This is a genomic window from Pseudanabaena sp. UWO310 (genome assembly GCF_006861605.1).
Lineage (GTDB): Bacteria > Cyanobacteriota > Cyanobacteriia > Pseudanabaenales > Pseudanabaenaceae > Pseudanabaena.
Genome location: NZ_SELU01000061.1, coordinates 11,873 through 34,356, shown reverse-complemented (window position 1 = coordinate 34,356; position 22,484 = coordinate 11,873). Strand labels below are relative to the sequence as shown.

Genomic DNA, 22,484 nt, shown 5'->3' with positions numbered 1-22,484 from the left:
TATTTCTAAGAAATGGACAATGCCCATTCGCGATTGGAAACCCGCCCTTAATCGATTTGCTATCCTCTTTGAGGATCGTCTCCACATCTAGCTTCTAGACTTTACACAAAATGCTTGACAGTCTCGGAGATAGTGGAAATAAATCAATTCCTGATGGAAGCAGAGCTTCTTCAAGCCATTCTAATATTGGACATGGCAATTCTAGTCTTCCTTTTTGAGATGCAAGTGCAATTTCATAACAAGATATTGCAGACACCCCAACTTGAGGTGCGGTTTCGATCGCTGTTTGCCAAGAATCAGGAATTTTCTGAAGATTTTCTGTCATCAGCCAAAACCAAATATGAGTATCCAGCACAATTATTTCAGACATTCCCAATCCTCTTCATCAACGATGGGGCTGACGATATCGCCTAATGTTCTGCCTTTACCTGCGATCACTTTTGATGGAGAGCGTCTTTTAATTTGGGTGACTTTATTTTCTTCGGCAATTACAATAATGGCGCGAGTTGTCTGCAAGTTTGGCTTTTCACCTAGCCATGTAATGCGATCGCCTTCAATGGCAACTTCATAACTTTTGAGCATAGTTATTGATCTCCTTAAATTTATGCTTATTTTTTATTTATTGATGAACTATGACTGAATCTCGTGACATTTCAATCAAAGAATGCTGCTCTAGCAAATCCACTACCTGACCTAGGTTTTTAACGAATAATGATTCCAGTTCTTTGTTGCTGATGTTGCCTGTTGTTACTAGCAAAAGCTTGTAAGGCTCTTGGCTAACATAAAAGGAGTCCCAAAAATCGGAATCTTTGGTAATGACAATTCTCTGTTCACGAATTGAGAGTGTATTAATTTCCGTGTCTGGTGTGGCATTTTTGAGGGCTAATTCTTTGGTATGGATTGCATCATGTCCCATTGATTTTAAAAGATGGGATAAACGCACGGGTAATTGAGCATCAATAAGAAATTTCATACGAGAACCTTGTGGATGCTTTTTACTTGGCTAAGTTTTGTGGCATAGGCTAGGACTGCAAAAATATCATCTCGCTCTAGATCGTCATAGTCTTCTAAGATTTCTTCTGTGGTCATGCCTGAACTGAGGAGTTCTAAGATCATCTCGACTGGATAGCGCAAACCTCTGATGCAGGGTTTACCATGACAGATATTCCAGTCTATTGTGATGCGTTGTAATAGCATATTTAGATAGTCCTTGTTGAATGGGTTGAGACGATTTTACTCTGATTAAATTGAAAGAGATTTTTCAAATTCCTGTTTTTTGCTAGAGATTAGAGAGCGTAGGCAATCGCTTTCTTCCTGTTGTCTCCTCTCCTAGTGATCTGTTGACAATTAAGTATGATTCACTGGGAGAAAGAGAGCTTCTCTTATATCCTTTTTGATTGTAGGATCGGCTCTGCTACATTCATTCAAACATTCGACTAATACTAAGTTAGCATAATAATAAGCCTCTAATTGGGAACTATTCGACTGATAGCTTCTTCCAAGATCGCGATACTTAATCATTATATTTTCTAAGCTAGACTTCCATATTTTATTACAACAATACCAAAACTCATAAATTAGTGAGTCTTCTTCTTCCCATAGAGTTTTCATATCTGGCAAACAGTCTTTAAGTTGAATAAGAGACTCTTGCAATTCCCCGTCAGCAAACTTAATTGATGTATTCAGAAAAATTATTATATCTTCAAGCGAAGGAATAACTGAATGTCCTAGCAACATCAAAGTGACACTATTCTGTGTTTGTTCAAGTAGCTTTATAAGATAAAAGTCAAGCAAAAGATTTTCACTAACAAATAAATCAGAGCTATTTTTAAAATCTTGATAAAGGTTTTTATCTATTTTCCTAACCAAGTCGAACCCAAAAGATGAGATTAAACGCGCATATAATGTTAGGTAAAAGGCTCTAGAAGATTCAGGCTTATAAATTTCAACTTTTTGAGATTTACGATTAACCCATTTTAATAGCTCTTGTAATTCAGGCTCATTAACAATGATATTGTCAACTTTATTCTTCATCAATTTCAATAATTCCGTACAATCATTGATCTGTTGACTAACTAAAATAAAAATTTCTTTCCATCGTGGATCGCCAATATGACTTACAAGTTCATTGAGGGTACTAATATCATCACAGTATGCGAATACTTCAGATGCTAAAAACTCTTGAATTGACTGATAAAGAAAGGTATATTTTGATGTTTGCCATCCTTTTTTAAATAATCCAGAATGGATTAAAAGCTTTGATAATGAGTTACTCAACAATTCATCTACTTGATTTTTATCAAATGACAAATTACTTCTTTGAAAAGTATCTAATGCTATCTTTCTAATTGATTTTTGTAAGATTTCAAAATCATTGTCACTTATTGCTGAAGGATGTTCTTTAAAGCTTAAATTCCATCCTCTTAACTTTATGTCAATGACATTTTGGTATAGCTCAAATTTTTTAGATGGCAGTTCACCTTGATTAGCAACAAAAATCAAACAAATTAGGTGTAATAGCAAAGGATTACCAGCAATTTCTGAAGATATCCGATCATTAGCTTTTAACTGATTTGTTAATTCCTCTGCTTCTGATAGCCTAATATAATTTGTTCCTTCAGAGTTATAAATAAACCAATTATCAATAAATTTCTTGATTTCATCCCAGTCAAAATCTAAAATATTATATTTTCTAAATTTACTAAATGATTCAGGAATTGGGAAAAATTTACGGCAAGTGATTATTAATCTATTTGAGCTATAGTCATCCGAAAAATCAATTATCTTAGTCCGTACATCGCCAAGCATTTCTTGCTTAATTTCATCTAATCCGTCAAGAATTACTAAAATCCTACCAGCATCTAATAATTGCTTGATTTCCTGTTCTGAAATATTGATTATTTGTTGGATAAAGTCTTTAATGTTGATTTTCGGAGAGTATTCGCACTTAGAAGCAAATCTCTTTAGTTCAATATAGACAAGTAGCGGCTTTAAGCTCCACTCAACTTCATCATAATGAGTAGCTAAATATTTTGCAAATGTTGTCTTTCCAGAGCCGGGGCTACCAAATAGAAGTATTTTGTCATATTTGAAGATAACTTCAGTCCAGTGGATTCGCTCTTTATTCTCTTTGTCATAACTCCTTAAGTGTGTAGGGATATAAAGACTTTCTAATGGAACGGGTGAAGGAGTGTAAGAAGCGATTTCAATTGTATTTATTCTTTCACATTGCTCTTGGGCAATTTTCTTAAACTTTGGAGTTAACCTTGTCACCAAGCTAGTTATATCTTCTGAAAATGAAATTGAACTTGAAGAGGTTTTGGAATTAATTCTTGTCAGTGCTTCACGAAAATTCTTCTTAGAGACTTTTTCACCTAAAGCCTTAGAAAGCACGTTCCATATTTCTTGCCCCTGAGTCTTAACATACTGCTCATCATATCCAGATTTACTAGCAATATATGGATAGCTTTTACCGTCGAAAGAACTCTTGAAAATATCAGCTTGAAGATCAGTTAAGCGCTTTCCTGTAAAAGCTAAGACAGCTTCATTTGCAACTTTAAATGCTTCTTCTACATTCATTAAAATAATTACCTTGTAAATTTTATTTCTAGTTTAACCTTACTTTTTCGTACCAAACCAGACTATGACTCCTTACTTTTTGGTAACGACAATTTTTAGTTGTCTTGCCAGAATAGACACATAATCTAAATCCAAGAAATTCATGACACCTTTACAACTCAGCTTTCTCAACGATGTTGCAGCAACTCCCATCGATCAACTAGGCAAGAAAAAACAAGCTAAGTCACAACAAACCCAAACTATTCTTGTTGAATCGTCTTGTAGTACCCATCGCGCCGCCGAATTGCTGCAAATTAGTGTTTCTACGCTCTATCGCGCCCGAAACGCAAGCAAGGAATATAAATATGGCAAATGGATCGCTCGATCTATCGGCGCAAATGCTTGGAACGTCTCATTGCAGCACACAGCCTAAATTTTAAGCGAAACCCCAATATGACATATATCGCAAATCGTATTACACCATTATCTCAGTCAAGAGTTACAACTAAAGGATTTGACATTAGTACTATTCCCACATTTCAGCCAGCAAAGGCGCACTGCCAAAAATGCCTTGCTCTCCTTAGAGCTATACCATACAACCAAGAAAGACAAATTCAATGCCCTATTTGTGGAGTCTACTACAATGTCATCTAGCAGCACCGTAGATCGTTTTCGTTCCTATTACAAAGAAAACAATCTTTACATCAACTTGCATCAACCATTTGAACACTCTTTGCGTCTAGCAAGCATTATTCAAATGTTATTGGATGGTGAACCACCTATCAAAGTAATGATGACAGCTTTAGCTAGTGCTAAGTGCTTTGTTCATTTCACGACATTTGGTATCAGTCATCAAATGCACGGAATTTTAAAAATGACATCGTATAGTGTACCCGTCAGAGGTATAGTCTCTCTTGGTCACGATCAGCAGTCAATTTCATCAGAACTCATCGATCATCCTGAAGAATCACCAAATCTAAGTATCAAAGTTGTAAAGGGAAATAGTAAAAATTGGGCAGAACTACCTCATCAAAAACTTATCGTTATTGATGGCTTGATTGCGTTCAAGGGAAGTGTTAACCTTACTCAAACCGCATGGAGAAAATCAGCCTATTTCTATGATGCCCTCGAAGTTGTAACCGACATCGAAAAAGTCATCCAGTTACACAACAACTACTTCTCAACTGTTTGGGCAAAACTTAGTGATTGCGGCAGCGTAATCACTATCAACTAAAAAATCTGTATTTTTCTTGGTGGATTAGTAATTGTCTATTCTTTTAGTCAATAGTAAGTTATTAGCAAATAGAGCTTTAAATGCAGATGTAGTTAAGCAATCGTCTTATGTGGCGATCGCTAATCTATACCATTACTTTCAACAAGCGAAATAAAGCACCTTATCTACTCACAACCTGAGTGCGAGCCTGAGAACGCGATTTAGGCTTATCTTTCACCACAATCTCTACATCACGACCTAGAGAATTCAAAAATCTAAACAACCTCACAGTCGAGAATCCCGATAACTTGCCATTGATCAAAGCCGACATCTTAGGCTGATCGATTCCCAATAGCTTAGCCGCTTCGACTTGAGTAATTCCTAACTTAGTAATGATACTGCTGATTTTGTAAGCAAGTTCTGCTTTAACCAGCAACTCATCAGAATTCTCTAATCCCAAATCTGCAAAAACATTACCACTACTTTTTTGCACCTTAATCTCTTCAGTCATTTAACACCTCCATTTATTTCTTGTTGTAATGCTCAGCATAGTTTTCTTTAGCCCGTTTTAGTCTTGCCTCAATCAAATCCATATCTTGCTTTGGAGTAGCAATACCCTGTTTCGATTTTTTTTGGAAGGAATGTAGAACATAAACAACATCAGCAAATTTGATCGTATAAACTGCCCGATAAGTGTCTCCATCAAAATCTTCTACTACTTCCACAACCCCAGCACCTTTAAATCCTTTAAGCGGCTTAGCAGAAGGATGTTTATCTCCACATTGAGCGAGGTACAAAGCATAACCCACAACTTGCTGAACCTCGTCTGGGAAATTTTTTAAATCATCTAGCGAACTCCCAATCCACTCAACAGGGCTCAGAGGTAAAATACTCACATTACAAATATGCTAATACTAGCATATCGCATAAAATTAATATTGTGACATAAGGGACTTGCGATTTAATGAAGTACCAAATATAAAGCCAGAATCGTTGGCGCGGCTCCGCCGCGCCAACGATTCTGGCAAATCTGGATTGGTATCTTATTCTCTCGCAAGTCCCTAAAGCTCTTTAAAAGCAGATGTAGTTAAATAATCGTTTGATATAGCGATCGCGAATTTATTTCACTACTTTCAAGAAGCATAATGAGGCGATCGCTTCTTATTCAAGAAATGGTATCTACATTGTAAAAATATTACAAAAATATTACAAAAATTTAATATATAGCTACAGTCACTTGAATTAGGACAAATCAAACCCCAAGAATTGACTGGCGGCGCTTCGCGCCGCCAGTCAATTCTTGGGGTTTATATCCTAGTACATTTGGCGATAGCTATAACAGAGATATTCATTCAGCTTTTTATGTCAACTTTTTATGTCAGCTTTTTATGATTGTTTCCTTTAATTGCATTTAATTGCATTCATTTGATAGATGCAATTTTATAGATAGAGACTAAAATATACAGAGATTCAAGTTTCTTAATATTTGGGCAATTGTATCGTGCTAATCCAAACAGACTGGCTCAAGAACTTACGGGGACGCTCGTTTGACCTAGAGTTGGGGGCGATCGCAATAATTTATTTCGTGCAAGGCGCGATGGCAATCTCACAGCTTGCCGTCAGTTTTTTCCTAAAAGATGACTTAGGGCTAAGCCCTGCCGAAGTCGCCTCAATGGTGGGCATTACGATGCTACCTTGGACGGTAAAACCCCTATATGGCTTAATTTCTGACGGATTTCCCGTATTTGGCTATCGTCGTCGCCCTTACTTACTGCTGTCCAGCTTTTTAGGCGTATTTGCTTGGGCAAGTATGTCAATATGGGTCACTACTCCCTTTTGGGCGATCGCCATGATTGCCACAGGTTCGCTATCCCTTGCCTTTTCTGATGCGATTACCGATGCCCTAATTGTCCAACGTGCCAGACTAGAACCAGAAGGCGATGCAGGCTCCTTACAGTCCTTTAGCTGGATAGCCTCTTCGGTCGGGGCAATCATGTCTGCTTACTTGAGCGGCTATTTGCTGGAGCATTTCGGTGCAAAGTTTGTATTTGAGATTACGGCAATTTTACCGCTACTGGTCGGAATTTCGGCCTTCGCGATCGCCGATTATCCGATGTCAGCCGTATTTATCACTGCCCCAGACCCCTCAATTGCCAATAATTCCGCTCATTCTGGAGATCAGCCCAAACCATCCACCCCGAATTCATCGAGAAATTCCCAAGCATGGATGTCCCTGAAATTCAACTTTATCCAATTAAAGCAAGCCTTTACCAACAAAGCGATTTGGATGCCTGCCGCTTTTTTGTTTGTATGGCAAGCCACGCCTAGCGCTGATACAGCCTTCTTCTATTTCACGACCAATGAGCTGAAGTTCAATCCAGAATTTCTTGGTACGATTAAATTTTTTGCGAGCTGGGCGGGCTTATTGGGGGTGTGGCTATTTCAAAGATTTTTTAAGGGAGTTCCTACCCGCAAGATTTTCTTTTGGACGACAATTATTTCCACCGCTTTAGGACTGACGAGCCTATTGCTAGTGACCCATGTCAACCGATCGCTGAGCATCGACGATCGCTGGTTTAGCCTTGGAGACAACTTGATTTTGACCATTGCAGGTCGAATTGCCTTTATGCCAGTTCTTGTTTTGGCAGCAAGGCTTTGTCCCGAAGGCATCGAAGCCACATTATTTGCTCTGTTGATGTCAGTGCTGAATATTTCCGCACTATGTTCATTCCAATTAGGTGCAGGTTTAACCCATCTACTGGGTGTGACTGAATCTAATTTTGATAATCTTTGGATATTAGTTTTAATCGCCAATATCAGCAGTCTCTTGCCATTGCCCTTCTTAAAATGGTTACCTGACGAAAAAATTACCAACACCGAAGAAATTTCCAAACCATCGGTTTTACCAGAATCAGCGATCGCATCTTTAGCTATTGAAGCTGTTGAAGCTATGGAGATAGAACCCTTAGAAAGTAGGGAAAGCGATCGCCCTGAAGCGATTTTGCAGGAGAATATTTAGGTAGAATATAAAACCCCAAATATAAGTGGCGGCACGAAGTGCCGCCACTTATATTTGGGGTTTTGGTTTTTCCTAGCTATCTCTTGCGTTGTTATACTAACCAAAATACCTATAGATTATGGAAATAGATTACATCGCCCTATTTGTTGCTGATGTGGGGCGATCGCTCATGTTTTATCGGGATATTTTAGGGTTTAGATTTGACAAACCCGCCAAACCCGATGGCGTAGAAGGTTACAGCGGCAAACTCAAAATCGGGATCTACGATCGCCAATGGTTACCCAAATTATTTGGCGATCGGGGCAATCAACCCATTAGCGGCAATCCTTTTTTGCTATCGATGACTGTAGAGGATCTCGATCAGATTTATCAGGAAATAGGCGATCGGCAAGTTAAAATGCAAGCACAGGCCTTAGTAACCATCATCTCTCCACCCTCCATCATGCCTTGGGGGCAAAAAATCCTGTTTCTCAGCGATCCCGATAGCAATATTATCGAAATCGTCCAGTCCAATCCCCTCTAGCTAATTTGTACATAGCTAGGCGCAATTAAATATAAAACCCCAAGAGCTGTAGCCCATGCTGCACGTGGGCTACAGCTCTTGGTTCTGGGTTTTTATTATGCCCCGCTACTTATCAGATCGAGTTATACCAATTCACGAAATTGTGACAACACTTTTGTGAATTAACCACCAAACCCAATAAGGTTTTGAGATTCCCAAAAGTGTAGCCACACTTTTGGGAATCGGTATAACTTGTATTATCTCGATCGCTAATTGCTACTGAAGGGCGATATATTTTTGGCATTTCGAGACAGACACTATATATTTAACCTTGGTTAAAACTTCAAACGTTTACATACCTATGCCTACTCAAAACGATATTCCAGTTGCTCAAAGGGTTAGCGATCCAACCCGATCGCCTCAAACGCAGACTAGAACTGTTAATCCAATTGTGCGATCGCTCCAGTCAGTACCTTGGTGGGCATATGGTTTAGCGGTGTTAGCCTTCTTATCACCCATTGTTAGCACGCGCATTTGGTTCGCCCTAAATGCCAGTGCCACAAATTCGTCTCAAATCTCCACTCCACCAGAAAAAACACCTCTCCCCGACAATCCCACAGCCATAACGCCAGCACCATTCATTAGCAAAACTCCTGCGCCAACTGCTTCAGTAAATAATGCTTCAGTAAATAATGCTTCAGTAAATAACAACCAAGAGGTCATTGCCAAAGAAGCCGATAACAGCCCTCCAGACCTCTTTGGTCACCATGCCTATAGTGAAGCACCTCTCAATCAATTGCGTACCATTGGTAGGGCAAGTGATGGCTACGAAATCCGCCTCAGAGAGGCGGCTGCAAAAAGCTATCTGAAGATGGAAGCTGATGCCAAGGCTGAAGGGGTAGATTTTGTGGTGATTTCAGGATTTCGGACGATCGCCGAACAACAACAGCTATTTTTCGAGATTAGCAAACAACGAAATCAAACCCCTGCCCAACGCGCTAAGGTCAGCGCCCCTCCTGGACATAGCGAGCATCATACAGGCTATGCCATGGATATTGGCGATGGCGCAGTTCCCAGTGCCAACCTCTCGACCAGCTTCGAGAAAACTGCCGCCTACCAGTGGCTCCAAAACAATGCGGCGAAGTATGGCTTTGAAATGTCCTTCCCTCCCAATAATCCTCAAGGTGTGATGTACGAACCTTGGCACTGGCGGTTTGTCGGTGATGATGATAGTCTCGCCACCTTCTATAAACAAACAAACCGTAATACTTCGTTTATTAAAAAGCCATAATTAAAGTATGGAAGAGTGACATTAGCCACTTTTCCCCATTGCCATAACCGCTTTATTTTCGCTTTGCGAGAATATTTGCTCTATCTCTGAATTTTGCCATGAATGTTACTGCCACGGATTTACTAGCGATCGCTATATTTACAATTACGATGATGTCGCTAGTGGGCACAATGGTGGGACTATCGCCAGTTGTCCCAGCGGCGATCACCATGACCTTACTCGGATTGTGGGGCATTGATATTGGGCTTTGGCAGGGTAAATTTGGAGCCTATGCTCAGGTATGGTTGAGAGCCCGATCGCCTAAGTATCGCGAACGCATTTCGTACCACGAGGCGGGACATTTTCTCGCCGCCCAACTATTGGGATTTAAAGTAGTAAATTATGCGATCGCGGGGATTGTCGGTCAATCGCTAGGGGAAGTGTTGGCGAGCAAAAATTTTACGGGGCTTGAAGGTGGTGTAGAAATCGATCTTGGTGAAATGGTCAGTAATTCTAGTAATCTTCTAGATCGCTACAGCACAGTCTATATGGCAGGTATTGCCGCCGAACAACTGATGTGTGAAGGGGCTACTGAAGGGGGCATGGATGATCTGCAACGCTTGCGTCAATCCATTGCCCATTTACCCAATCCCATGACTCAGGAACGTTGGGCTTTGCTTAATGCCAAGAATTTACTAAGTGAGCATCGTTCCGTATTAGTCGCACTTGCTGCCAAAATGTTAAATGGAGCAAGTATTGCCGATTGCTCCGAGGCGATCGAACAGGCTCTTCAAACAGATAATTACAAAGATAATTACAGGATCTCGCCAACGCCATAAAAGAGAAAGCCCCGCAACGCGGGGCTTTCTCTTTTACATATGTATTGAATCTAAACAGTAGTAGCAAATTTGATATTCTCTTCCCATTTGCGAGGTGGACTAGCACGGCGGATATTGCGCCAGATTTGCGTAGCCGCCAAAGTACCATCGGCTACGGCGATCGACACTTGATTCAAACCTTTCTTCAAATCGCCAAGGGCAAAAATGCGATCGTGACTGGTTTTGCACATATCGTTAGTGACTAAATTCTGTCCATCCCATTCCAAACCTTCAATACCTTTTAGATATTGGTTATGGTAAACAGAACCCATACCAACTAAGCCAGTAGTTGCCTCCACAATTGTGCCATCGGTGAGTTCCACTCCACTCAGTTGATGATTTTCACCTAGGAACTTCGCGATCGGAGCTTCGTATAAGGGATATCCATGCTCGGCTAACTTCTGTTTGGTTTTATCGCTAACGGTGCATAATCCGTGGGTCAAAACAGAAATATAGGGAGTGAACCAGTTCAAGACAAAAGCTGCTCCAATTTGTCCTTCTGTATTCGCAATTAGAACCGCTTTCTGATCCCACATATCATAGCCATCGCAGATCATGCAGACATGAAGAGTGTAACCTGCATAGTCATAGACATTCTGCATATCTTCTAGCTGGGGCAAATTATCTATGATGCCAGAAGCGGCAATCACATACTTACTGCGAAATACGGGATAAATGCTATTTTGTTTGCCCACCTTCACTTTGACGGCAAAGGTTTCGCCTTCATCGGTTACCTCTTCCACGTAACCGCGCAAATGATCGGCTCCCCAATCGAGGGAGGTCTTTGTCCCGTGATTCAGGATGTCACGACCGGGGGTGTGTGGATCGAGTCCGACGTAATTACGCAAATCTTGCATCCATAGCGATCGCCCTTTGCCTTTTTCGATCACTAGACACTTCAAACCATAGCGAGCAAGATAGATCGCTGCTGAGAGCCCACCCATGCCACCGCCAACCACGATCGCATCGTAAACAGTTTCGAGGCGTTCATGTAGATTTTTGCTAGAGAGTTTCATAGCCACCTCATTAAATAATTCACTATGTATATTCAATGCAAATCAAGAATGCAAATTACTCCCTTACCACCAAAGCAATAGACCTATAAAACCAAGAATTAGCGTTGCGGCGCGAAGCGCCGCAACGTCTAATTTTTCACTGGGAAGGGAGTAAGACCAAGAATCCTCAGAAAAGCTGGTTTCATAGGCTTTTCCAAGGATTCTTTGGTTTTAATTCAGCTTCAGATGCTGGATAAAGAACATTTCTCTACTTAACTTATCGCAAGTAGAACTATGCTCAAAAATTAACCAACGAATGCCAAGCGAGGAGCAGATACACCAGCAGACTCAGCACCTTTCAAGTAAGCCAACATAGTATCAGCGTCAGAAACTTCAAAAGGATCACTACCTGCGTTATCAGAGAAACCAGGTTCTACGAAAATCTTTTCAATTTTGAGATCGTTGACCAACATCGAATAGCGCCAAGAGCGAAGTCCAAAGCCAATATTTGACTTATCAACTAGCATTCCCATCTTACGAGTAAATTCTCCAGACCCGTCGGGAAGTAAGAATACATTCTTAGCACCGATTTCTTTGCCCCATTTGAACATCACGAAGGCATCATTAACGGAAATACAGATAACTGCATCAACACCTTGGGCTTTGAATTCTTCATAAAGCTCTTCATAGCGAGGCAAGTGATTGGATGAGCAGGTAGGAGTAAAAGCACCAGGTAAAGAGAAAACTACTACTTTTTTGCCAGCGAATAGATCTTGAGTGGTTTTATCTTCCCAACGATAGGGATTAGGACCTTCTACGGACTCATCACGTACGCGAGTCTTAAAAACAACGTTTGGTACGGTTTCGATAACTGCCATATTTTTCTCTGGGTTTATGTGAAAAGTTTTGGTTAGAAGTGGCTCGTGAATCTACCAATCAAGCAAGACATAATGTATCTCAACTTGAGAAGACTCTAGCATATATTTAAGAATAGTTCTTATTTAGAAATAAGTCAATAGCCAGAATCACTAAGTTCTTATATAAAGTTTAATAAATTTGTAGTTCCTAGATAGAGGTGCTATAGTTGCGATCTATAGGATTGGCTAAGTCAATCGTTAGTAAATTTTTTTGAGTAATTTTTTGAAGCCAATTGCCCAGCCCAGAAAAGTGTCAGAGAAATAATTGCATTGAACTTGCATTGCCTAAGCGCTAGCTTTTGCGGCAAATTGTGAACGGTTTAACTCCAGAAATTTCTGGGGATTATTCATTCACCAAAAAGCCCAGAGACTCTGGGCTTTTATTTCAGCGTTTGGCGCTGCAAGACTGAAAAATCTTATCTAGAGAGGCTTTACAAGAATAGCTGTCGATAGTTTCGGTAATTAGGAGGAAGGTTATATGCAAAAGCAATCAGATAGAGTTATCCAGATCCTGAAGTCTAAAGGATTGCGGGTCACTCCACAGCGCTTTGCTGTTTATACAAATTTATTGGGACGTGAAGATCATCCGACCGCAGAACAGATCCTGCATGATTTAAATCAGAATGCACCTACTTCATCGCAGGCAACTGTTTATCTGTCACTCCAAACTTTACGGGATGCAGGACTAGTCCGCGAAGTACTGTTAGAACAGGGTGTCTGTCGCTATGATGCCAATATCGAACCTCATCACCACTTTCGCTGTAAATGTTGCGGGGAAATCGAGGATATCGCTTGGAATGCCTTTGAGGGATTAGGTTTTCAGCAGGTACGCGCAGGTTTAAAAGTCGATAGCTATGAAGTGACCGTCAATGGTGTTTGCGATCGCTGCAATCATGCTGACAAGCCATCCTGAAAAGTCATCCTGAAAAGTCATCAAAAAAAAGATTGAGCGGTCTGCGCTCAATCTTCTGCCCTCAAATCACCCATAAAACCCTGAGAGCGCAGATCGTCAGGATTAATTAACCTATCATTGCTGACTATATTTTCTGATTCCGTACCTTCTTGCCATTCTTCAGTCTCCTGACTGGGGGATAAATTTTCTTGATACAAATCTGAAGCTGATCGCTTTTGGCGGCGAGGACGACCTAAGGATTTCAAGCCCGCTTTGATACCCGCAAAGGCACTTTTAGTGGCGATCGTGGCACTAGATGCACTTTGACGGACACCTTTGATTCCATCATTTACTTGCTTGACCGCCTCGCCTGCATTTTTTGCTCCTTGATTGAGTTCATCGCTTAACTCACTTAGCTCTAAACCTGTCATCCGAATTGCCTCTAATGTGGCAGGAAGCTCGCGGGTCAAGGTATCAGCTAGACGAATAATACTATTGGCAGCTTTGGCTAATTCTTGAAAAGCAGGAATCGCCGTTAGTAACAGAATTGTCAAGCAGATAACCACTAGCAAAAACGATAGACCAAGCAAAAAGATCGCTTCTGACATAATTTCTTAATTTCTTAATTAATTGATTTCTTATAACTGCTTACTTTTCAAGGATTCTTTCGGGAATTTGTCGGGAGCTTGTCAGGAATTTTTCAAGGAGCTATTCGTCATCTTCATCCGCTATGGCGCGATCGCCTGTTTCAACAGACAAACTATCAGCGGAACTGATCATAGACATGGCTAATTCCTCCTGTAGTTTTCGGCTAGCATCTTGCCCCGTAGCGATCGCTTCCTGAAGTCGTAAAAGTAACTCATCAATCGTGCGTTGGGTTTGCTCGGTTAAGCGATCGGCCTGATACTGGACGTTTGAGCCAATTTCTTCCGCAATTTTAGGTAAGTCTTGAGCCGATTTTTTCAAAAATTGGCGACTTTCCTTACCCGATCTCGGCGCAAATAAAATGCCTATGGCCGTACCTATTGCCGTACCGACAATTACTCCACCCAAAAATTTACCTGCGCCGTTTGACATTCTGTTTGCTCCCTAACGACTTACTGCCTGAGGACTTACCTGACAATTTTGTGCTTGAACTGTCGGTTGATTTTTTATTTGTAGAGGTTGACGAGCCTTTCGATGTTTTTTTTCGAGACTTTTGCCAACTACTCCCTACAAAGGATACACCACGCCCTACCACAGACAATAAGTTACGAATTTTTTCTAATTGAGATTGCAATATTTGATATTGCTGCCGCGCTATGCCGACCCCGCTCCGAGTCACCTCAAGCCCAGGCTGAGAGACAGCTAAACCCTCCTCGCAAATTGCTATCCAAGACTCTACCGTATGGACGGTTGCTTTGAGGGAGTTACGCAACATCCATACTTGCCATGAAGCCCATAGCAATCCCGCACTGAGTATTAACTGTATGGCGATCGCTATCCAAATCATGATTTTTTAATAATAATAGATTGAATTTTTTAAGATTTGCGATGGGTAGGCAAATATTATATCTCCCTCCCCTTAGTGATGTTATACCAAGTTAAGAAATGGCGTAGTCATTTCTTAACTTGAGAACCCTGACTAGGTTTAGTTTTTAATTCACGAAAGTGTGACAACACTTTTGTGAATTAAACATCAAAACCAGTAAGGTTTTGAGATTCCCAAAATGGCGTTGCCATTTTGGGAATTGGTATAAAACCCCAAAGAGAGTTGCCGCGCTCCGCGCGGCAACTCTCTTTGGGGTTTTGATTTTGTCCTAACAAAAGAAAAATTAGAACTCGACTTCGCTCAGGCAATCTGTACCGATAGCTGCACAAAGCCGAAGTCTTTCATAAACTATTTAGGATTGCGATAAAAGGTAAAAACATAACATGAAAAATATCGTAAATATCGCATCAAAACCATCGTGACAGAATATGTCATCAAAAGTCATGAATCCAAAAAAGGAACTCAAAATTTATTAAACTCGTCTCACAATATATAAATAAGTTATATTGGCAATTGATTGAGATGCACACAACAAAGTTGTCTAATAGTTCAGTGACCCTTTTACACCCACATCCCTATCTGATCGTTCATGCAGATGAGGGACAGCAAATGATTCCACTTATAAATGCTGATTTTTGGACAATTGGCAGGGGATATGACAACTCAATTGTACTCACCGACAAATGGGTATCACGCTATCATGCCACTCTCCAAATTGTTGGCGCTTCCAAGAATGAAGGCTTTGAGTCTTCAATGAAAGGGGATGCCAAAAATCGCAATTCTAATAATGAATCTGGTAGTTTTTACCTAGTCGATTTTGGCAGCCGCAATGGTTCTTTCATGCGCGGACAGAGAATTACTTTTCCAATTTTGCTGAAAAGTGGCGATCGCATGACCATTGGCAAAACTGATATAGATTTCTTTTCCCCCCATAAACGGGAGCCTCATCGGACACCTAGTGAGCATATGCGTCTGTTTCAGCAGCCTACAGCTCCTGTTTCCCGAACTACGCTCACCCCTTCCGAAGAGCGTGTTTTCTGGCAGGTCGTCCAAGGGTTTACTAATAAAGAAATTGGCAAACGACTCCAAATCAGCCCTCGGACTGTGCAAACTCACCTCAGCAGCATCATGACTAAGCTCAATTTGGAAAATCGTTCCCAGATCGTGCGCTATGCCTTTGAGCAAAGCTATCGTCCTAGCGGTGACGTTACGGATAATACCGATGGCGGCAATTAGCCATAATTTAAGCTAGCTTTTTGGGTATTGCTAGAAATAATGATTTTTAGCCAATTGAACTTTTAGGCAATGACTTCTAGGCAACAAAATGATGCGCGGAATGCATCATTTTGTTGTTGTCTTTTTGTCTGTGGGCTAACTTTTTTAATCCTTAAGAATTTATACCAATTCCCAAAATGGCAACGCCATTTTGGGAATCTCAAACCCTTACTGGGTTTGTTTTTTAATTCACTGAAGTGTTGGCTCACTTCAGTGAATTTGTATTAATCCTTAAGAAAGAAGTTAGATGTAGCTTCCTTAAGGATTTTCTGCTACTAAAATATAAGCCAGCCTCATTTTATTTTTAACCCCCAAAAATATGCTCGACCTCAAAGTAATTTTGCCAATCTTGACTGTCTTGTTTACGGTTAGCTGTTTATTTTTTGGGACTCGTAATGGTTTTTACGATACTGATAAATATCACGGTAACGGCTCAGCTCACTAAAATATAGCTATCGCCAATTTTACTAGGACATAAACCCCAAGAATTGACTGGCGGCGCTTCGCGCCGCCAGTCAATTCTTGGGGTTTGATTTGTCCTAAGTCAAGTGACTGTAGTTATAAATTAATTAAAAGGATGAGTGGCGGCGCGAAGTGCCGCCACTCATCCTTGTTAGAGCAAATTACCGCAATTGCGGGAAATTTTTGATGGAAAGATGGGCATCCAACATGTTAAGCTAGTCTGTCTAAAAGATCACAGCTTCAGAAATTATGGCGATCGCCATAATTTCTCCATAAATACTCAGAGACTACTGAGGAATGGAAACCGCCTAGGCAGTCGATCTGTCGTTGAGGGAGTAAATCGGCTACCTCGCGATAAGTGGCGAAATTCCAGAGATGGAAATAACTAGGAATTCCCAACCGTGAGGTTAGGAACCTCGCTTTAAACTCCTAAGTGCGTTTACTGTCGAGTTTAGATCACGTACACTTCAAAACACGTTCAAGTTTTTATCATGGCACTTTTGCAAGAACGCAAGCTCGAAATATTCTCCGAATATCAAAAACACCCCACTGACACAGGTTCCTCTGATGTTCAGGTGGCATTGCTCACCGAGCGGGTTAACCAACTAACCACTCACCTCAAGCTACATCCTAAAGATTTCTCTTCTCGCCGTAGTTTGCTCAAAATCATCGGTCAACGTAAGCGTTTACTGGCTTATGTACGTAACCAAGATCGCGCCCACTACAAGCAACTCATTCAAAGCCTTGGTGTAAGAGGCTAGATCCAAAATTCTAGATGCCTTATATATCTGGAAATCTAGGAATGGCGATCGCTTCCCATAGTACTTCACCCCATCAAAGGTGTAATACCAATTCACGAAAGTGTTGTCACACTTTTATGAATTGAAAACCAAACCCAGTAAGGGTTTTCAAAGCTCAAAATGGCTACGCCATTTTGAGCTTTGGTATAAAAACAAGAAGCTAAAGTAAGGGGCAAAAGTGAGTAAACCAACCACAGAAAGGATTCCTTTCGAGCCAAATAATCGTAATAAAAAAGCCAAGGAGCCGAAAAAAGCTCCTGTGGCTCCCGCTGCTAAGGCAACTGTCAAGCCAGCAATTACCAATAACTCAAAGATCAAGAGCAGTAATTCTTTGGGGATTCCTGACGAAGTAAACCGTCGGATCGTTCGGCGGGCTGCTCTTTTTTGTGGTATACCCACAGGTCTGGGGCTGACAACATTTATCGTTAGCTATTTTTTGGTTAGCAAACATATAGTTGATTTACCAACTTCGGCAGTAGTTTTGTTGAGTATGTTGTTTTTGGGAATAGGAGTTCTCGGACTCAGCTACGGAGCTATTTCTGCATCTTGGGATGAAGGACGTATCGGTAGTTGGTGGGGTGGCGAAGAGTTTAAGAAAAACTTTGGTCATCTAACTGAGGCTTGGAAGTCCCAGCAACAATTAGTCAAAGCATCTCAACAATCAAAAAATAAATAAATAAAAAAGGCGGCACGATGTGCCGCCTTTTTTTGTTTAGCTACTTGAGAAGTCGCTGTAGGATCGCTTCATGGGTCAAACCTTCAGCCAAAAGGGAATCAACCACTTGCAGTCTTTCGGGCAATCCGATGATGTAGGTGTTACAACTAGCTCCTAACGATTCGCAAGTTGTCTGAACAGCCAATAACTCACGTCCTGTCAAACGGGTAAAGAACGACGTAAGAATTCCCGATTCTAGATATCCAGTTGGCATCGTATTGCCATTAACTGCCCTTACATAGGGTGAGTTATAGGTATTAATGAGAATGAGTCCTTGAGCTTGATATTCAGGGACAAACTCGAACTTTCCCCAGCCATGGGTTTGCCAACATTCCCGCAGGCTTTGAATGAACGTAATCATATCCATCTCAGCTAGTGACTGAGCGTAATATTCTTCCAAGGATTCGGTAAAGCGGGTGTAAAAGTTTTTGCCCCACCACTTACCACAGTTAAACAAGACCAGCCTTGATGCTTGTCCTGTTTCCTTGGCTAAGCCTGCGTAAAGGGAAGAAATTAATGTGTCGGGAACGGCTATTAGGCGATCGCCACGACGATTTTCGAGCAACCCAATTTCCAGATCGCCTTTGACATAGGAGTTATAGTCAAAAAAGTTAGCAGGAATGCGATTTTCTTTGATGAGATCGGCAACAGAAATCATAATGTTTGTCTCTAGTAGATTAGCGTGACTTGGGCGGCGGTAATCAAAGGCTGGATCAAAGCCAGTTGCACGGGACTAACCTGTTGACGCAATCCTTGATTGAGTAACTTATAGAGGGTTTCATTGAGGCGGCGCATATCTCGCATAGACATAATCCCTTCCAGCCAATTTAGCAATCTTTGCTTTAAAAAATTCTCGTCGTTTAAAAGCATTGCCATCGAGCTATAGCGGAGAACAAGGATTAAATTTTTAATCCCAGTCTCCAGATCTGCTTCGGTTACATTGGGTAATTCACTAGGCACTTGATCGGCTACGGCTTGCAAAATCTCAATTTCGCGATCGCGAATTAATTTATACAGTTTTAAGCGTTCGGGCAGTGAGTTAACATAACTTTCCATTAGTCCTAGCTCATCCGAGGCAAGGTAACGGTCTTGCGCTTGGTTTATTAAGTCTTGAATCTTAGGAATCATAGTTCTTATATTACGAGAGTTAAATTTTTGCAAATCGGGATTGCGCCCTATTACTCTGCTGAGAAAATCCTCTGCCGAGAAGAATTTTTAAAAGAATTTAGAAATATCGTCTAGGAAATCTTCAAGGGTTTCATTGCTTTCATCGACCGAAGAGTTACTAAACTTAGTATCGCTAGATGTGACGGCAATTTCAGGAATGCCAGTCCAAGAGATGGCTCGGAAATATTCTCTTACGGACATCAAAAGGCTTAAGGACTGACTCGCTTGCCCATTATTGCTTACAGGAGCGATCGTCCGATTTTCCCAATTTACGCCCTGCCAAAAGCTGCGTAATGGCTGTATCTGCCAATCCGAACTACTCATTTTAAAAATTCTCCATTGCGCAAACGACCTTCAATGTCTCGAGTTGTCGCCCCTTCATTTAGCCAAAACGAAGCTGCATCAATCCGATTTTTGCCACCGAGGAGGAATTTACAGTAGTTTTCTCCCATTGAATAGCATTGAATCTCAATACATTCCAGCTCTTTATTGACTAAATGGGTAAAGAACCCCGAAAACAAACCTGCATACAAATGACAAACAGGCTTGCCCACATCACCAAGGCTACGCGCAACCGCAGAATCGAACACACTAATAAACATGAATCCCTGCTTGCGATCGCTCATATCTACCTGCCAGCGTCCCCAGCCTTGCGAGGTAAAGGGCCACCACCAAGTTTCTAGCAAAAACGGTAAATTTGTTTGACGAATACTGCGCCCAAAATCCCGCTCAAACCATTTGGTAAAGAACAATGCATCCTGCTGTCCCCATTCACAGCCAATGGAATACATGACCGCTGCCGAAGCTTCACCAACTTCATCTTCCAAGCCTTCCTGTAATCCAATAATAAAGTCTTCGCTGGTGAGGATATTTCTTGAACCATTCCAATCTTCGATGATTCCCTTTTCCAAATCGGGTAGAAAAAAGTCTTGCAGACTATAGTGATTATTTTTTCTTTTCGCTCTAGTTGCGCTATTTGGGCGATCGACGGCAACAGTCATAAGTAAATACTCCTATCCAAAAGATGGCTAAATGCAAAGATTAAATACACAGGTTAAATACACAGGTTAAATACACAGGTTAAATACACAGGTTAAATACAAAGTTCGTCCTGAACACAAACAACTGAATAATATGAATAATAAAAATAATTAATAATAACCAAATAGATCGCCTAGATCGCCAGATCGTTAACTGAATTAAAATCCAGTCGCGATCGCATTAATTATATTTATTAATCATCTTATTTTCATTCAAAAACATCAGCTTTCTTCGTATTTGCTAATTGTTCTCCAACACTGAAATTAGTGTTTTCTAGTTGACGAACAACCGATCTAGTAATTAACTGACCTACCTCTACTAGCGTCTGCCCTGTGATTGGACTCAGCAGCGGCTTTTCACATCGTCGTCCAATTAAAGCTTCGATATCTTGAATTGATTGAACATACATACCAACAGGCAGTTCAACCACAATACCCTCGCCCATAACCTTGGCTTGGCAAGCCAGCCTAGAGTTTGGTTTACAAGTGGTAATGACTTCTAAGGTGCGCTGCTCTCGTTTACCCATGGGGCTAAGCGAAGACATTCCGTCTTGGATGTAAACGTGACAGGTCGCGCACATGCCACGACCGCCACATTCTTTTAAAATACTTAGCTCTTCTCCCATTAAGCCAGATAGTAATGCACCATTAGTTGCAATATCAGCTATTTGGGCAATCGGCTCAATCCTTACGCGCTTAGCCATTATTAGCTTGCCTCTACAATTGTTCCCCTTAATATTAAAGATTATTTTAGCTCATTTACGGGGTACAAATGGGGGATATCCCGCCAAATTGCCTACTAAAAAAAAGTAGAAATTCTCATTTTTTCTCATTTTAAAGTTAGGCTCCCAGCATTTTGCTCTGAAGCCATAATCAACATTTTTAGTCAGCATTTTTGTTAAAAACACTAGTCATAGCGATATAAGTTTTGCTTAGGACATAAACACCAAAAGATGAAGGGTGACGCTTCGCGTCACCCTTCATCTTTTGGTGTTTGATTTATCCTAGCTAACTATTGAAGTATGGGCTCAATTCAGTGAATTGGTATAAGTAACTAGCCATAATATCAACCCGACAAATAGCGGCGCAGCTTGCGCCGCAATTTGTCGGGTTGATATTTAATTGCATCTAACTACTTAGGAGTATTTGTCTCTGATGACTATCGAGGCAGTCTTGTTCTAGCATTTGATCGAAATTACGAATTACCTGCTTACAACGTTTTATATAGGCAGAGACCCATGACCGAATTTCCTGAATTTGGTCTAAGCTGCAAATTATTTCTGCTTGCTTGGGATGGAAGATCTTGCCATCACGATCTACTTGAAACTCATCTAACCAAGCAGAAATAGGACGACTCGATTTCCAATAATTTTTGACAACAACCTTACCTAAGTATTGGGTTGTAAAGTGACTTAATTTATTTAGGGCGACTAAAAGTTCATCTAACTTATACTCTTGCGGTGCAGTTTTCGCTGATACTAGCTTATTAGAACTATTGGTAATTTGTATGGGGTTATCGGTAGCTATAGCCCTAATACTAGGCGCTGTAGGGGCAGAAAAATTAGTAGGAGATACAGGAGGTGTTTGCGGCTTATTGTGGGGCTGAGTTTGTAAATTTATGTTACTGGTCTGGGCCCTTGTATTGGTGTTACTTGATGTATTACTGCTGGGACTGCTCGCTTTTGCCCTTGAGTCCGTACTTGCTTGTTTCTCAATTTGAGGAATCGTATCAACCGAGCTAGCTGATGCATATGGGTTAGGAAGAGGCTTAGCATTGCCATCGGTCGTGAGTGCACTCTTCACATCCTGCTTAGCAGTTGTATGCGGTGAGTTAGCATCTCGGCTGGCATTTGGTAAAGAATGCTGAGTTACTGTGCCTAATAGGAGCTTAAAGTATGCGACTGTGTTGTATGTATCTGTTTCGATTAAATATTTGATTTTGGTAATGCCCCGTCTATAGTCAGCATTTTTTAGGTCACTATCTGTGAGTACTAGTAGGACTAGCCCATGCGTCAGCTTGTAAATAAAAACAACATGACTAGCAAAGTGAAATTCAAAGGACTCAAATCCTTCAGGTACGTTCTCAACAACTTGCAGTACTCCTTGACCTAATGCTTGCTTTGTCCTTTCTAATACGGTATCTAAGCCGTAGAAGTAGGGTCGCATACGGCGGTTTGTGAGAGCAATCCCCACAATGCCTGCTAAATTCAAAAAATCTTGAATAACCTCCCGACTCATCTTTTCTCACGC

The 22,484-nt window shown here is 40.9% G+C and carries 29 protein-coding genes; 11 read left to right on the top strand and 18 right to left on the bottom strand.

Features of this window, described 5'->3' with window-relative positions; genetic code table 11:
* Positions 1-94 precede the first annotated feature (94 nt).
* The 5 genes from PseudUWO310_RS17985 to PseudUWO310_RS17965 form a co-directional block, all read right to left on the bottom strand.
* The gene (locus PseudUWO310_RS17985) at positions 95-370 is read right to left on the bottom strand and encodes a type II toxin-antitoxin system VapC family toxin (protein ID WP_142603704.1); all 276 of its coding nucleotides are present in this window, start codon (positions 368-370) and stop codon (positions 95-97) included.
* A complete protein-coding gene (locus tag PseudUWO310_RS17980) occupies positions 358-582 on the bottom strand; it encodes a hypothetical protein (RefSeq protein WP_055075111.1) in 225 nt (74 codons plus the stop codon). Before PseudUWO310_RS17980 ends, PseudUWO310_RS17985 begins: the two co-directional genes overlap by 13 nt.
* 37 nt (positions 583-619) lie before the next feature.
* The gene (locus PseudUWO310_RS17975) at positions 620-973 is read right to left on the bottom strand and encodes a DUF5615 family PIN-like protein (RefSeq protein ID WP_142603702.1); all 354 of its coding nucleotides are present in this window, start codon (positions 971-973) and stop codon (positions 620-622) included.
* On the bottom strand, positions 970-1,197 hold the full coding sequence (locus PseudUWO310_RS17970; RefSeq protein ID WP_142603700.1) for a DUF433 domain-containing protein: 228 nt from the start codon (positions 1,195-1,197) through the stop codon (positions 970-972). Before PseudUWO310_RS17970 ends, PseudUWO310_RS17975 begins: the two co-directional genes overlap by 4 nt.
* Positions 1,198-1,347: 150 nt before the next feature.
* Positions 1,348-3,579 carry an NACHT domain-containing protein gene (locus tag PseudUWO310_RS17965; protein WP_142603697.1) on the bottom strand — a complete coding sequence of 744 codons (2,232 nt, stop codon included), beginning with the start codon at positions 3,577-3,579 and terminating at the stop codon, positions 1,348-1,350.
* 142 nt (positions 3,580-3,721) lie between these two features.
* On the opposite strand from PseudUWO310_RS17965, the gene PseudUWO310_RS17960 reads away from it, so the two are divergent.
* Positions 3,722-3,991 (top strand): hypothetical protein, encoded by a 270-nt coding sequence (locus PseudUWO310_RS17960; RefSeq protein ID WP_142603694.1) that lies wholly within the window; start codon positions 3,722-3,724, stop codon positions 3,989-3,991.
* A gap of 81 nt (positions 3,992-4,072) precedes the next feature.
* The gene (locus tag PseudUWO310_RS17955; RefSeq protein ID WP_142603692.1) at positions 4,073-4,792 is read left to right on the top strand and encodes a phospholipase D-like domain-containing protein; all 720 of its coding nucleotides are present in this window, start codon (positions 4,073-4,075) and stop codon (positions 4,790-4,792) included.
* 160 nt (positions 4,793-4,952) lie between these two features.
* On the opposite strand, the gene PseudUWO310_RS17950 is transcribed toward PseudUWO310_RS17955, so the two are convergent.
* Positions 4,953-5,282, bottom strand: coding sequence for a helix-turn-helix domain-containing protein (locus PseudUWO310_RS17950; RefSeq protein ID WP_142603691.1), 330 nt, complete (start codon positions 5,280-5,282; stop codon positions 4,953-4,955).
* Positions 5,283-5,295: 13 nt separating this feature from the next.
* Positions 5,296-5,661: a type II toxin-antitoxin system RelE/ParE family toxin gene (locus PseudUWO310_RS17945; RefSeq protein ID WP_411729059.1), complete on the bottom strand. Its 366-nt coding sequence runs from the start codon at positions 5,659-5,661 to the stop codon at positions 5,296-5,298.
* Between the two features lie 611 nt (positions 5,662-6,272).
* On the opposite strand from PseudUWO310_RS17945, the gene PseudUWO310_RS17940 reads away from it, so the two are divergent.
* The 4 genes from PseudUWO310_RS17940 (at position 6,273) to PseudUWO310_RS17925 (ending at position 10,401) form a co-directional block, all read left to right on the top strand.
* Positions 6,273-7,790 (top strand): folate/biopterin family MFS transporter, encoded by a 1,518-nt coding sequence (locus PseudUWO310_RS17940; protein ID WP_142603687.1) that lies wholly within the window; start codon positions 6,273-6,275, stop codon positions 7,788-7,790.
* A 118-nt stretch (positions 7,791-7,908) separates the two neighbouring features.
* Positions 7,909-8,313 carry a VOC family protein gene (locus PseudUWO310_RS17935; RefSeq protein WP_142603685.1) on the top strand — a complete coding sequence of 135 codons (405 nt, stop codon included), beginning with the start codon at positions 7,909-7,911 and terminating at the stop codon, positions 8,311-8,313.
* Positions 8,314-8,653: 340 nt separating this feature from the next.
* Positions 8,654-9,583, top strand: coding sequence for a D-alanyl-D-alanine carboxypeptidase family protein (locus PseudUWO310_RS17930; protein WP_142603683.1), 930 nt, complete (start codon positions 8,654-8,656; stop codon positions 9,581-9,583).
* Positions 9,584-9,681: 98 nt separating this feature from the next.
* Positions 9,682-10,401, top strand: coding sequence for a hypothetical protein (locus PseudUWO310_RS17925; RefSeq protein WP_142603680.1), 720 nt, complete (start codon positions 9,682-9,684; stop codon positions 10,399-10,401).
* Between the two features lie 50 nt (positions 10,402-10,451).
* On the opposite strand, the gene PseudUWO310_RS17920 is transcribed toward PseudUWO310_RS17925, so the two are convergent.
* Together PseudUWO310_RS17920 and PseudUWO310_RS17915 are read right to left on the bottom strand one after the other, a co-directional pair.
* Complete coding sequence (locus PseudUWO310_RS17920; protein WP_142603678.1) at positions 10,452-11,456, bottom strand: NAD(P)/FAD-dependent oxidoreductase; 1,005 nt, start codon at positions 11,454-11,456, stop codon at positions 10,452-10,454.
* A 284-nt stretch (positions 11,457-11,740) separates the two neighbouring features.
* Complete coding sequence (locus tag PseudUWO310_RS17915) at positions 11,741-12,313, bottom strand: peroxiredoxin (RefSeq protein ID WP_142603676.1); 573 nt, start codon at positions 12,311-12,313, stop codon at positions 11,741-11,743.
* 517 nt (positions 12,314-12,830) lie between these two features.
* On the opposite strand from PseudUWO310_RS17915, the gene PseudUWO310_RS17910 reads away from it, so the two are divergent.
* Positions 12,831-13,265, top strand: a complete 435-nt coding sequence (locus PseudUWO310_RS17910) for a Fur family transcriptional regulator (protein WP_009628338.1) — start codon at positions 12,831-12,833, stop codon at positions 13,263-13,265.
* 47 nt (positions 13,266-13,312) lie between these two features.
* Here PseudUWO310_RS17910 and PseudUWO310_RS17905 read toward each other — a convergent pair whose 3' ends face one another.
* The 3 genes from PseudUWO310_RS17905 to PseudUWO310_RS17895 all read right to left on the bottom strand — a co-directional run bounded on the left by PseudUWO310_RS17905 (position 13,313) and on the right by PseudUWO310_RS17895 (position 14,736).
* The gene (locus PseudUWO310_RS17905; RefSeq protein ID WP_142603674.1) at positions 13,313-13,852 is read right to left on the bottom strand and encodes a DUF948 domain-containing protein; all 540 of its coding nucleotides are present in this window, start codon (positions 13,850-13,852) and stop codon (positions 13,313-13,315) included.
* Between the two features lie 100 nt (positions 13,853-13,952).
* Positions 13,953-14,321, bottom strand: a complete 369-nt coding sequence (locus PseudUWO310_RS17900) for a YtxH domain-containing protein (protein WP_142603672.1) — start codon at positions 14,319-14,321, stop codon at positions 13,953-13,955.
* Positions 14,302-14,736 (bottom strand): hypothetical protein, encoded by a 435-nt coding sequence (locus tag PseudUWO310_RS17895; RefSeq protein WP_142603670.1) that lies wholly within the window; start codon positions 14,734-14,736, stop codon positions 14,302-14,304. Before PseudUWO310_RS17895 ends, PseudUWO310_RS17900 begins: the two co-directional genes overlap by 20 nt.
* 561 nt (positions 14,737-15,297) lie before the next feature.
* Between PseudUWO310_RS17895 and PseudUWO310_RS17890 the strand changes: the two genes are divergently transcribed.
* From PseudUWO310_RS17890 to PseudUWO310_RS17880, 4 genes are all read left to right on the top strand, one after another.
* On the top strand, positions 15,298-16,011 hold the full coding sequence (locus PseudUWO310_RS17890; RefSeq protein WP_009628342.1) for a LuxR C-terminal-related transcriptional regulator: 714 nt from the start codon (positions 15,298-15,300) through the stop codon (positions 16,009-16,011).
* Between the two features lie 358 nt (positions 16,012-16,369).
* Positions 16,370-16,495, top strand: a complete 126-nt coding sequence (locus tag PseudUWO310_RS23670; RefSeq protein WP_086004265.1) for a hypothetical protein — start codon at positions 16,370-16,372, stop codon at positions 16,493-16,495.
* Between the two features lie 508 nt (positions 16,496-17,003).
* The gene (gene rpsO, locus PseudUWO310_RS17885) at positions 17,004-17,273 is read left to right on the top strand and encodes a 30S ribosomal protein S15 (RefSeq protein WP_009628343.1); all 270 of its coding nucleotides are present in this window, start codon (positions 17,004-17,006) and stop codon (positions 17,271-17,273) included.
* 217 nt (positions 17,274-17,490) lie between these two features.
* Positions 17,491-17,988 carry a PAM68 family protein gene (locus PseudUWO310_RS17880; protein ID WP_142603668.1) on the top strand — a complete coding sequence of 166 codons (498 nt, stop codon included), beginning with the start codon at positions 17,491-17,493 and terminating at the stop codon, positions 17,986-17,988.
* A 40-nt stretch (positions 17,989-18,028) separates the two neighbouring features.
* On the opposite strand, the gene PseudUWO310_RS17875 is transcribed toward PseudUWO310_RS17880, so the two are convergent.
* From PseudUWO310_RS17875 to PseudUWO310_RS17850, 6 genes are all read right to left on the bottom strand, one after another.
* Positions 18,029-18,685 carry a 4-vinyl reductase gene (locus PseudUWO310_RS17875; protein ID WP_142603666.1) on the bottom strand — a complete coding sequence of 219 codons (657 nt, stop codon included), beginning with the start codon at positions 18,683-18,685 and terminating at the stop codon, positions 18,029-18,031.
* Between the two features lie 11 nt (positions 18,686-18,696).
* On the bottom strand, positions 18,697-19,155 hold the full coding sequence (locus PseudUWO310_RS17870) for a hypothetical protein (RefSeq protein ID WP_142603663.1): 459 nt from the start codon (positions 19,153-19,155) through the stop codon (positions 18,697-18,699).
* 87 nt (positions 19,156-19,242) lie between these two features.
* On the bottom strand, positions 19,243-19,518 hold the full coding sequence (locus PseudUWO310_RS17865; protein WP_142603661.1) for a hypothetical protein: 276 nt from the start codon (positions 19,516-19,518) through the stop codon (positions 19,243-19,245).
* On the bottom strand, positions 19,515-20,195 hold the full coding sequence (locus PseudUWO310_RS17860) for a V4R domain-containing protein (RefSeq protein ID WP_009628348.1): 681 nt from the start codon (positions 20,193-20,195) through the stop codon (positions 19,515-19,517). Before PseudUWO310_RS17860 ends, PseudUWO310_RS17865 begins: the two co-directional genes overlap by 4 nt.
* Positions 20,196-20,443: 248 nt before the next feature.
* Positions 20,444-20,938, bottom strand: coding sequence for a 2Fe-2S iron-sulfur cluster-binding protein (locus tag PseudUWO310_RS17855; protein WP_055075039.1), 495 nt, complete (start codon positions 20,936-20,938; stop codon positions 20,444-20,446).
* Positions 20,939-21,362: 424 nt separating this feature from the next.
* Positions 21,363-22,472 (bottom strand): hypothetical protein, encoded by a 1,110-nt coding sequence (locus PseudUWO310_RS17850; RefSeq protein WP_142603659.1) that lies wholly within the window; start codon positions 22,470-22,472, stop codon positions 21,363-21,365.
* Positions 22,473-22,484 lie beyond the last annotated feature (12 nt).

Coding starts and splice junctions, on each gene's coding strand:
- PseudUWO310_RS17985 (WP_142603704.1), bottom strand. CDS start 370: ATGTCTGAAATAATTGTGCTGGATACTCATATTTGGTTTTGGCTGATG.
- PseudUWO310_RS17980 (WP_055075111.1), bottom strand. CDS start 582: ATGCTCAAAAGTTATGAAGTTGCCATTGAAGGCGATCGCATTACATGG.
- PseudUWO310_RS17975 (WP_142603702.1), bottom strand. CDS start 973: ATGAAATTTCTTATTGATGCTCAATTACCCGTGCGTTTATCCCATCTT.
- PseudUWO310_RS17970 (WP_142603700.1), bottom strand. CDS start 1,197: ATGCTATTACAACGCATCACAATAGACTGGAATATCTGTCATGGTAAA.
- PseudUWO310_RS17965 (WP_142603697.1), bottom strand. CDS start 3,579: ATGAATGTAGAAGAAGCATTTAAAGTTGCAAATGAAGCTGTCTTAGCT.
- PseudUWO310_RS17960 (WP_142603694.1), top strand. CDS start 3,722: ATGACACCTTTACAACTCAGCTTTCTCAACGATGTTGCAGCAACTCCC.
- PseudUWO310_RS17950 (WP_142603691.1), bottom strand. CDS start 5,282: ATGACTGAAGAGATTAAGGTGCAAAAAAGTAGTGGTAATGTTTTTGCA.
- PseudUWO310_RS17935 (WP_142603685.1), top strand. CDS start 7,909: ATGGAAATAGATTACATCGCCCTATTTGTTGCTGATGTGGGGCGATCG.
- PseudUWO310_RS17930 (WP_142603683.1), top strand. CDS start 8,654: ATGCCTACTCAAAACGATATTCCAGTTGCTCAAAGGGTTAGCGATCCA.
- PseudUWO310_RS17925 (WP_142603680.1), top strand. CDS start 9,682: ATGAATGTTACTGCCACGGATTTACTAGCGATCGCTATATTTACAATT.
- PseudUWO310_RS17920 (WP_142603678.1), bottom strand. CDS start 11,456: ATGAAACTCTCTAGCAAAAATCTACATGAACGCCTCGAAACTGTTTAC.
- PseudUWO310_RS17915 (WP_142603676.1), bottom strand. CDS start 12,313: ATGGCAGTTATCGAAACCGTACCAAACGTTGTTTTTAAGACTCGCGTA.
- PseudUWO310_RS17910 (WP_009628338.1), top strand. CDS start 12,831: ATGCAAAAGCAATCAGATAGAGTTATCCAGATCCTGAAGTCTAAAGGA.
- PseudUWO310_RS17905 (WP_142603674.1), bottom strand. CDS start 13,852: ATGTCAGAAGCGATCTTTTTGCTTGGTCTATCGTTTTTGCTAGTGGTT.
- PseudUWO310_RS17900 (WP_142603672.1), bottom strand. CDS start 14,321: ATGTCAAACGGCGCAGGTAAATTTTTGGGTGGAGTAATTGTCGGTACG.
- PseudUWO310_RS17895 (WP_142603670.1), bottom strand. CDS start 14,736: ATGATTTGGATAGCGATCGCCATACAGTTAATACTCAGTGCGGGATTG.
- PseudUWO310_RS17890 (WP_009628342.1), top strand. CDS start 15,298: ATGCACACAACAAAGTTGTCTAATAGTTCAGTGACCCTTTTACACCCA.
- PseudUWO310_RS23670 (WP_086004265.1), top strand. CDS start 16,370: ATGCTCGACCTCAAAGTAATTTTGCCAATCTTGACTGTCTTGTTTACG.
- rpsO (WP_009628343.1), top strand. CDS start 17,004: ATGGCACTTTTGCAAGAACGCAAGCTCGAAATATTCTCCGAATATCAA.
- PseudUWO310_RS17875 (WP_142603666.1), bottom strand. CDS start 18,685: ATGATTTCTGTTGCCGATCTCATCAAAGAAAATCGCATTCCTGCTAAC.
- PseudUWO310_RS17870 (WP_142603663.1), bottom strand. CDS start 19,155: ATGATTCCTAAGATTCAAGACTTAATAAACCAAGCGCAAGACCGTTAC.
- PseudUWO310_RS17865 (WP_142603661.1), bottom strand. CDS start 19,518: ATGAGTAGTTCGGATTGGCAGATACAGCCATTACGCAGCTTTTGGCAG.
- PseudUWO310_RS17860 (WP_009628348.1), bottom strand. CDS start 20,195: ATGACTGTTGCCGTCGATCGCCCAAATAGCGCAACTAGAGCGAAAAGA.
- PseudUWO310_RS17855 (WP_055075039.1), bottom strand. CDS start 20,938: ATGGCTAAGCGCGTAAGGATTGAGCCGATTGCCCAAATAGCTGATATT.
- PseudUWO310_RS17850 (WP_142603659.1), bottom strand. CDS start 22,472: ATGAGTCGGGAGGTTATTCAAGATTTTTTGAATTTAGCAGGCATTGTG.